Source organism: Rhodoblastus sp., from assembly GCF_041915505.1.
Classification (GTDB): Bacteria; Pseudomonadota; Alphaproteobacteria; order Rhizobiales; family Beijerinckiaceae; genus Rhodoblastus.
In genome coordinates, this window is sequence record NZ_JAYSBG010000144.1 from 1 (window position 1) to 8,384 (window position 8,384).

8 protein-coding genes and 1 tRNA gene are annotated in these 8,384 nt (G+C 64.9%); 6 read left to right on the forward strand and 3 right to left on the reverse strand.

Going from position 1 to position 8,384, the window contains the following annotated elements:
• Both ACE3S9_RS10600 and ACE3S9_RS10605 read left to right on the forward strand, forming a co-directional pair.
• Positions 1-294 (forward strand): penicillin-insensitive murein endopeptidase (locus ACE3S9_RS10600; protein ID WP_374546424.1); only part of this gene is annotated, 294 nt, incomplete at its 5' end.
• A gap of 180 nt (positions 295-474) precedes the next feature.
• Complete coding sequence (locus ACE3S9_RS10605) at positions 475-1,863, forward strand: malonyl-CoA decarboxylase (RefSeq protein WP_374546425.1); 1,389 nt, start codon at positions 475-477, stop codon at positions 1,861-1,863.
• Between the two features lie 38 nt (positions 1,864-1,901).
• Here ACE3S9_RS10605 and ACE3S9_RS10610 read toward each other — a convergent pair.
• From ACE3S9_RS10610 to cueR, 3 genes are all read right to left on the reverse strand, one after another.
• A tRNA-Ala gene (locus ACE3S9_RS10610) sits at positions 1,902-1,977 on the reverse strand.
• A 242-nt stretch (positions 1,978-2,219) separates the two neighbouring features.
• Complete coding sequence (locus ACE3S9_RS10615) at positions 2,220-2,588, reverse strand: TIGR02300 family protein (protein ID WP_374546426.1); 369 nt, start codon at positions 2,586-2,588, stop codon at positions 2,220-2,222.
• Between the two features lie 166 nt (positions 2,589-2,754).
• Positions 2,755-3,153: a Cu(I)-responsive transcriptional regulator gene (cueR, locus tag ACE3S9_RS10620; RefSeq protein WP_374546427.1), complete on the reverse strand. Its 399-nt coding sequence runs from the start codon at positions 3,151-3,153 to the stop codon at positions 2,755-2,757.
• 72 nt (positions 3,154-3,225) lie between these two features.
• Here cueR and ACE3S9_RS10625 point away from each other — a divergent pair, with 72 nt between their 5' ends.
• The 4 genes from ACE3S9_RS10625 to ACE3S9_RS10640 form a co-directional block, all read left to right on the forward strand.
• Complete coding sequence (locus ACE3S9_RS10625; protein ID WP_374546428.1) at positions 3,226-5,589, forward strand: heavy metal translocating P-type ATPase; 2,364 nt, start codon at positions 3,226-3,228, stop codon at positions 5,587-5,589.
• A 99-nt stretch (positions 5,590-5,688) separates the two neighbouring features.
• Complete coding sequence (locus ACE3S9_RS10630) at positions 5,689-6,036, forward strand: hypothetical protein (RefSeq protein ID WP_374546429.1); 348 nt, start codon at positions 5,689-5,691, stop codon at positions 6,034-6,036.
• Between the two features lie 92 nt (positions 6,037-6,128).
• Complete coding sequence (locus ACE3S9_RS10635) at positions 6,129-7,340, forward strand: efflux RND transporter periplasmic adaptor subunit (RefSeq protein WP_374546430.1); 1,212 nt, start codon at positions 6,129-6,131, stop codon at positions 7,338-7,340.
• A partial coding sequence (locus tag ACE3S9_RS10640) for an efflux RND transporter permease subunit (RefSeq protein ID WP_374546431.1) occupies positions 7,337-8,384 on the forward strand: 1,048 nt, incomplete at its 3' end. The genes ACE3S9_RS10635 and ACE3S9_RS10640, both read left to right, overlap by 4 nt.

Here is an 8,384-nt window from a genome sequence, read left to right on the forward strand (position 1 = left end):
ATCAAGAAGGCTTTGTGCCGCGAAGCGACCGGCGACCGGTCCTGGCTGCACAAGGTGCGCCCCTATTACGGGCATAATTATCATTTCCACGTCCGGATCGCCTGTCCGGACGGCAGCGAGGCCTGCAAGGAGCAGGATCCGGTTCCGGCGGGCGATGGCTGCGACGAATCTTTGGCCTTTTGGTTCCGGGATTCGATCCTGCATCCCCGGCTCAATCCCAACGCCAAGCCCAAGCCGCCGATGACCATGGCGAATCTGCCGCCGGAATGCCGTCAGGTGCTGGTCGCCAAATGAGCGGCGGCGCGTGAGGCCGAAACGCGGCCTTAATTTCACGCGCTTTAGGTTTGATGCTGCGTCCAAGGCGGCCGGCCAGAGCCGCGGCCAATCGGCGAGCGCGGGAACGGAAGCGGCTTCCCGCTCTCGCTCGCGGCGGGACGGGAGGGGCGTCAAAGGCTGACGACGGAGCGAGCCGTGATGAGCAATGCCTTCTTTTCAGATCTCCTGACCAGCATTGCAGAGCGCGGACGCGGCCTGCTGGATCGCGGCATCTGGGCCACGGGCGAAACGCCGGTGACCGCCGTCGACGTTCTTTCCCTGTGCGAGGCGCTGCTCTCGGGGCGCGGCGAGGCCACCGGCGCCCTCATCGCTCGCGAGACCCTCAACGCTTATGCGCGCCTGCCGGAGGCCGCCCGCCTGGATTTCTTCGAGGCTTTGGCGCGCGATTTCGGGCCGGACGGCAAGAAGCTCGACGACGCGGTCGCCGCTTATGGCCGCAATCCTGATGCGGCGGCGGCGTCCAGGCTGCATTACCAGACGGAGCCCCGCCGGCACGAATTGTTTCGCCGGCTCAATCGCGCGCCTGGCGGCACCAGCGATCTGGTCGCCATGCGCGCCGATTTCCTGAAGCTCAGCCGCGGCAATCCCGATCTGGCGCTGGTCGACGCGGATTTCATCCATCTGTTCGCGTCCTGGTTCAATCCGGGATTCCTGGTCCTGCGTCATATCGATTGGGGCACGCCGGCCAATATTCTCGAAAAAATCATCCGCTATGAAGCCGTTCACCAGATTCGCGACTGGGACGAGCTGCGCCGCCGCATCGATCCGCAGGACCGGCGTTGCTACGCCTTCTTTCATCCCGCTCTGGTCGACGAGCCGCTGATTTTCGTCGAAGTGGCGCTCACTGCCGCCATTCCGGATAATATTCAAGGCCTGCTGACACCGGATCGCGCGCCCGAACATCCGGAAAAGGCGCGCACGGCGGTGTTCTATTCCATTTCGAACTGCCAGCAGGGCCTGGCCGGCGTGTCCTTCGGCAATTTCCTGATCAAACAGGTCGTTGAGGAGCTGCGCCGGGAACTGCCGCGACTCGATCAGTTCGTCACCTTGTCGCCGGTTCCGGGCTTCATGAAATGGCTTTCGGCCGGCGAGGCGCCGCCGGTCGCGCGGATCGAGCTGGCGCTCGCGGAATTGCTCGCCAAAGGCGACTGGATCGAGGCCGCCGACAAGCACGACGCCCTGCGTCGCGCGCTTGAGCCGCTGGCGGCCGAATATTTCCTCAAGGCCAAGACCGCTGCGGGCCGTCCGGTGGATCCGGTGGCGCGATTCCATCTCGGCAATGGCGCGCGCCTGGAGCGCATCAACTGGCTCGGCGACAAATCCGCCAAGGGCTTGCGGGAGTCGGCGGCCATCATGGTCAATTACCTCTATGATCTCGATGAGATCGAGGCCAATCACGAGGCTTTCGTGAACAATGGCGAGATCGTCGCCGCCAGTCCGGTGAAAAAGCTGCTGCGCGGCGAATCGCGCTCGATTTTCGCCTCGCGTCGCGCGCGCAGCGACAAGAGCGAATCCAGCCCCGCTTAAGGGGAGACGCGGCTGTGGAGCCTGTCAGGATTTTGATTTGGTGGAGCCAGACGGAATCGAACCGACGACCTCTTCAATGCCATTGAAGCGCTCTCCCAACTGAGCTATGGCCCCATCTGCCTCAGGCCTTTGGGAAGGCGACCGCGTCGCGGCGAGGCGTGGGCGGCTGTATAGCGGCAAGCCGGAGTGTGGACAAGCCCTTTAAGGCGCCGGCCGGCAAAAATTTGCGCGGCGAGAAATTTCTGTCGCGCCTTTTCGGTAATCTGGGCGTTTGACGATGGCTTCATGACATGAAAACGCCCGCGTCGATCGCGCGGGCGTTTGCGTTCGGGCCGGATCGGACGCGAAAAAGCGTCTCAGCCTTCTTCGTCGGTCTCGATATCGCCGTCGATGAGATCCGAAACGTCGTCGTTATCCTCTTCTTCCTCTTCGAGGAAGGTGTCGTCGCCGGCGTCATCGCCGAGATCGACATCGTCGTCGGTGGCGGCGGCCGCCTTGTCCTCAGAGGCTTCGGCGTCTTCAAGGGAAACCAGTTCGGCGCCGGCCTCAGGCAATTCCGTTTCCTCGTCATCCGCGACAGCGGCGCGGGCGGCGGCGCGCGACAGCGCGGGCGGCTGGAAGGTCGCGCCGCATTTCGGGCAAAGGATGGGGTCCCGATTGAGATCGAAAAATTTAACGCCGCAATTCTGACATTGACGTTTGTTGCCGAGTTCCGGTTTCGCCACTTTGGAATCCCCTTGTCGTCGTCCCCCGGCGTGGCCAGACGGACGAAGGCTGTCGGACGGTGGGGTTATTCGCGCGGCGTCGCGCTGTCAATCGGATTCGAATCGGAAAAATTTCGACCATGCCTCGTCGTCAGCGCGCGCCTGCCGGACATGGGCGAACATGCGCCTATGGGGCGCCGTCATGCGCGAGTTCCTGAAGGATGGGGCAATGCGGGGCGCCGTCGCCCGGGCATGAGTCGATCAAGTGATGCAATGTCGCGATCATCGCCTGGAATTCCGCTAGGCGTCGTTCCAGATCGGCGACATGGGCCTGCGCTATGCCGCGAACCTCGGCGCTGGAGCCGGTTTCGTCGCGCCACAAAGCGAGCAGGCTTCTGATCTCGTCGATGGAAAAGCCGAGGATGCGGGCGCGCCGGATGAACTTGAGGTCGCGCACGTCGCGATCGCCATAGTCGCGATAGGCGTTCGCCCGTCGCGCGGCAGGCCGCAAAAGCCCGATCGCCTCGTAGTGCCGGATCATTTTTGCCGAGACGCCGGTCTGCCCGGCCGCGAGGCCAATATTCATCGTCGCCCCCCTTGACCTTCCAATGGTGGGAAGGTGTACGCCTTGAGCTGCAGATTGGGAAGGATATTCGTCATGGGGGATGAAGCCTCACACATCCATCATCATGCCGGTCACGCGCATCATTCCCCGGGGACCGCGCCGCAGCAGCGGGCGCAGGACCCCGTCTGCGGCATGTCCGTCGACCCGCAAACGGCGCTGAGCGCGTCTCACGAGGAAAAGCGCTATTTCTTCTGCTCGGAAAAATGTCGCGGCAAATTCACGGCGGATCCAGCGCGTTATGTGCAGCCGGCGTCAGACAAAGCGCCGTCCTCGTCCGTCCCGGACGGAACGATCTACACCTGCCCCATGCATCCGGAAATCCGTCAGGTCGGGCCCGGCCATTGCCCGATCTGCGGCATGGCGCTGGAGCCCTTGCTCGGCTCCGACCAGTCTGGACCGAGCGCGGAACTGCAAGACATGACGCGGCGGTTCTGGATCGGCCTGGCGCTGGCGGCGCCCGTCTTCATTCTGGAAATGGGCGGCCATCTGACTGATCTCGGCCATCTGATCGGCCACACGACCTCGAACTGGATTCAACTGGCTCTCGCGACGCCTGTCGTTCTCTGGGCTGGCTGGCCTTTCTTCGTGCGCGGCTGGCGATCGCTGGCGACACGCAAGCTGAACATGTTCACGCTGATCGCCATGGGCACCGGCATCGCCTGGAGCTACAGCGTCGTCGCGACCCTCGCGCCGCAAATATTCCCGCCCGCCTTTCGCGGCCCGGGCGGCGCGGTCGCGGTTTATTTTGAAGCGGCGGCGGTCATTACCGTGCTGGTCCTGCTCGGCCAGGTGCTCGAATTGCGGGCGCGTGAGACCACCAGCGGCGCGATCCGCGCGCTGCTCGACCTTGCGCCGAAAACCGCGCGCCGCATCAAAGCGGACGGCGCCGAGGAAGAGATTGGACTGGACGCCGTTCAGGTCGGCGATCGCCTGCGCATCCGTCCCGGCGAAAAGGCGCCGGTCGACGCCATTGTCCTCGAAGGGCGCAGCGCCGTCGACGAATCGATGGTCACCGGCGAATCCATGCCGGTCACCAAGGAAGTGGGCGCCCATGTGATCGGCGGCGCGATCAATCAGAGCGGCGGCCTTGTGGTTCAAGCGGAAAAGGTCGGGCGCGACACCATGCTGTCGCAGATCGTTCAGCTCGTCGCGGAGGCGCAGCGCAGCCGCGCGCCCATCCAGCGGCTGGCCGATGAGGTCGCCGGCTGGTTCGTTCCGGCGGTCATCGCCGTGGCGGTTTGGGCCTTCGCCGCCTGGTCGATGTTCGGGCCCGAGCCGCGCTTCGCTTATGGGTTGATCGCGGCGGTCGCGGTTCTCATCATCGCCTGTCCCTGCGCGCTCGGCCTCGCCACGCCCATGTCGATCATGGTGGGCGTCGGGCGCGGCGCCCAGGCCGGCGTGCTCATCAAGAACGCCGAAGCGCTTGAGCGCATGGAAAAGGTCGATACGCTGGTCGTCGACAAGACCGGGACCTTGACCGAAGGTAAGCCAGCGGTGACCGCCATCGTCACGGCGGAGGGTTTTGGCGAGGATGAGGCGCTGCGGCTGGCTGCAAGCGTCGAGCGGGCGAGCGAACATCCGCTGGCGCGCGCCATTGTCGCGGCCGCAGAGGCGCGCGGACTGGCGCTTGTTCCCGTTGAAAATTTTGACTCGCCGACCGGCCGGGGCGCGCTGGGCGTGGTGGAGGGCCGCGCCATCCTGCTCGGCAATGCGCCTTTTCTTTCGGAGAGCGGGATTTCAACGGAAGGGCTGGCCAAAGAGGCTGACAGATTACGCGCGGACGGCGCCACGGCGATCTTCATCGCCATCGACGGCAAGGCCGCCGCAATCTTCGCCATCGCCGATCCAGTCAAGGCGACCACCCCCGCCGCTCTGGCGGCTTTGAAGGCGGCCGGCGTTAAAGTGGTGATGCTGACCGGCGACAATTGGACGACGGCGAAAGCCGTGGCGCGCCGGATCGGCATCGACGATGTCGAAGCGGAGGTTTTGCCGGACCAGAAAAGCGCGGTGGTCCAGCGTTACAAGGCGGCCGGGCGGATCGTCGCCATGGCGGGCGACGGCGTGAACGACGCGCCGGCGCTGGCTGCGGCGGACGTTGGCGTCGCCATGGGCACCGGGACGGATGTCGCGATGGAAAGCGCCGGCGTAACGCTGCTCAAGGGCGATCTGACAGGAATCATGCGCGCCCGGACCCTGTCGCAGGCGACCATGGGCAATATCAGGCAGAACCTGTTTTTCGCCTTTGTCTATAACGCCCTCGGCGTGCCGGTCGCGGCCGGCGTTCTTTACCCATTCCTGGGAATTTTGCTCTCGCCCGTTCTTGCGGCGGCGGCGATGGCGCTGTCGTCGGTGAGCGTCATCGCCAACGCCGCCCGCTTGCGCCGGATAAAGCTCTGATCCCGATCATCGGGATCATGGCGCTCGGTAGGGTTGAGACGGCTTGTTGAAACCGGTCGGGCGATGATAAGTTCGTCCCGATCCTAGGACGTTCTCTGGATGGCCCACTGGCTCCGCCTCATTCTCTCGATTTTCGCGCTCTGCGGCCTGCTCGCGGCGAGCGTTGGCGGCGCCATGGCTGCGCAGACCCATCATCAGGCGCATCATTGCTGCCCCGCCATGTCGGCTGAAACGGCGTCGCACGCCCATCAGGGTCAGGCCGACGACTGCGACGCCACATCGAAATGCTGCATTTTCGGCCTTTGCGCGATGCCCGCTTCGCTCGCGGCGACTCAAGCTTCCGCGCTGGTCCCGCGCCTCGTCGCGCGCGCGTCCTTCCCTCTCTTTATCCTCGCCGGCCCTCCGAGCCGGACGAGCGCGCCTGATCTCCGACCGCCCATCGCCTGACGTTCCGCAACAGGACCGTCCTCCGCCCTGAAGGGCGGGAACCGTCCGCGACGTTACGCGAAGGCCGGCGTTCCGGCCCGGAGATCCCTATCATGTCCCCCTTTGCTCGTTTCACGGGCGCGCTCGCGCTCGTCGGCGCTTGCGCGCTCGTGGCGCTGGCTGCGCCTGCGCTCTCGGCCGGATCGGCGTCGCCACCGCCCGCCCCGGCGGCCGAGCCGGCGAAAAAGCGCATCCTCTATTATCGCAATCCGATGGGCCTCGCCGATGTCTCGCCGGTTCCCAAAAAGGACGGCATGGGCATGGATTATCAGCCCGTCTATGAAGGCGAAGAGGCTGATTCGGGGGCCATCGTTTTGCCGCCCGGCAAGATCCAGCGCGCCGGGGTGCGGTCGGAACCCGTTCAGGCCAAAAAGCTCGGCGATCTGATCCGGGCGCCGGGAACGATCCAGCTCGACGAGCGCCGCGTGACCATCGTCTCTACGCGTTCGACCGCTTTTATCGAGAAGGTCGCCGATGTCACGACGGGCGATCCGGTGCGCCAGGGCCAGGTCCTGTTCCGCTTCTTCTCGCCGGAAATCGCGGCGGCGGCGGCGCAATATTACGCCAATCCAGGTTTTTCCGGCGCGCGCACGCGGCTGGAGGTGCTCAATGTCCCGGCCGATTTCATCGCGGAGATCGATCGGACGCGCAAGGTTCCGCTGAGCGTGGCCTGGCAGGCGCCCCGCGACGGGATCGTGATGGAGCGCCAGGCGACCGACGGCATGAAAGCCGACGCCGGCCAGCCTCTGTTCCGGATCGCCGATCTTTCCACCGTCTGGGCGCTGGTCGATGTCGCCGAGCGCGATTATCCGCGCATCCAGCCGGGGCAGGCGGTTTCGGTCCATGTGCGCGGCTTGCCCGAGCGCGTGTTCGCCGGCCGGGTCAGCCTCATCTATCCGCAGATCAATAGAGAGACCCGCACGGCGCGCCTTCGCGTCGAATTGCAGAATCCCGATCTGGTGCTGCGGCCCGACATGTATGTCGAGGCGGAAATCATGACCGACGGCGGCGAGAAGGTTCTGGCGGTTCCCGACAGCGCCTTGATCGATTCCGGAACGCGCAAACTGCTCATCCTCGATCGGGGCGAGGGCCGGTTCGAGCCGCGTGAGGTCAAGACCGGTCGGCGTGGCGAGGGCGCCGTCGAGATCCGCGAGGGCGTCGCGGAGGGCGACAGGGTCGTGACCTCGGCCAATTTCCTGATCGACGCGGAGAGCAATCTCAAGGCGGCGCTCAAAGGCCTGAGCGCCATGGAGGAACCGAAATGATCGGCCGCATCATCGCCTGGTCGGCGCGCAACCTCGTTCTGGTCTTCGTCGCCGTCGCCTTCATCGTCGTGGCGGGCGTTTATGCCTTGCGCACCCTGCCGCTCGACGCTTTGCCCGATCTCTCCGACGTCCAGGTCATCGTCTATACGGACGTTCCCGGCCAGGCCCCGCAGGTGGTCGAGGATCAGGTCACCTTTCCGCTCGTCAGCGCGATGCTGACCGTCCCGCATTCGAAAGTCGTGCGGGGCTTTTCCTTTTTCGGCGTCTCCTTCGTCTATGTCATTTTCGAGGACGGCACGGACCTCTATTGGGCGCGCTCGCGCGTTCTGGAATATCTCAGCGCCGCCAACAGCCGCCTTCCGGCGGGCGTCGCGCCGGTGCTGGGACCGGACGCGACCGGCGTCGGCTGGGTCTATCAATATGCGGTCGTCGCCAAGGAGCTGACGCTCGCCGAATTGCGGTCGCTGCAGGACTGGACGATCCGCTATGGCCTCGCCAAGGCGGGCGGGGTGGCGGAAGTCGCCAGCGTCGGCGGCTTCGTCAAGCAATATAACGTCGTGGTCGATCCCAATCGGCTGAAGGCGCTCGGCATAACGCTCGCCAAGGTCCGCGAGGCCATCCGCGCCAGCAATACGGATGTCGGCGGCCGCACGGTCGAATTGTCCGAATTCGAATATATCGTGCGCGGCCGCGGCTATCTGCGCGGAATTCCCGATCTCGAAACCATTGTGTTGCGCTCGGACAATGGCACGCCGTTGTTGCTGAAGGATGTGGCGCGGGTCGAGCTCGGCCCGGACGAGCGGCGCGGCATCACCGAACTTAATGGCGAGGGCGAGGTCGCGAGCGGAATCGCGCTGCAGCGTTATGGCGCCAATGCCCTGACAGTGATCGACAATGTCAAGACGGCCTTCGCCGCTCTGGCGCCGAGCCTGCCCAAGGGCGTGGAGATCGTCCCGGTCTATGACCGCTCGCAATTGATCCTCGCGGCGATCGACACCTTGCGTCACACTTTGTTCGAGGAAAGCCTGATCGTCGCGCTGGTCT

Excerpts from the sequence above, each read along its gene's own strand:
- ACE3S9_RS10605 (WP_374546425.1), top strand. The coding sequence starts at position 475 with ATGAGCAATGCCTTCTTTTCAGATCTCCTGACCAGCATTGCAGAGCGC.
- cueR (WP_374546427.1), bottom strand. The coding sequence starts at position 3,153 with ATGAATATTGGCCTCGCGGCCGGGCAGACCGGCGTCTCGGCAAAAATG.
- ACE3S9_RS10625 (WP_374546428.1), top strand. The coding sequence starts at position 3,226 with ATGGGGGATGAAGCCTCACACATCCATCATCATGCCGGTCACGCGCAT.
- ACE3S9_RS10630 (WP_374546429.1), top strand. The coding sequence starts at position 5,689 with ATGGCCCACTGGCTCCGCCTCATTCTCTCGATTTTCGCGCTCTGCGGC.
- ACE3S9_RS10635 (WP_374546430.1), top strand. The coding sequence starts at position 6,129 with ATGTCCCCCTTTGCTCGTTTCACGGGCGCGCTCGCGCTCGTCGGCGCT.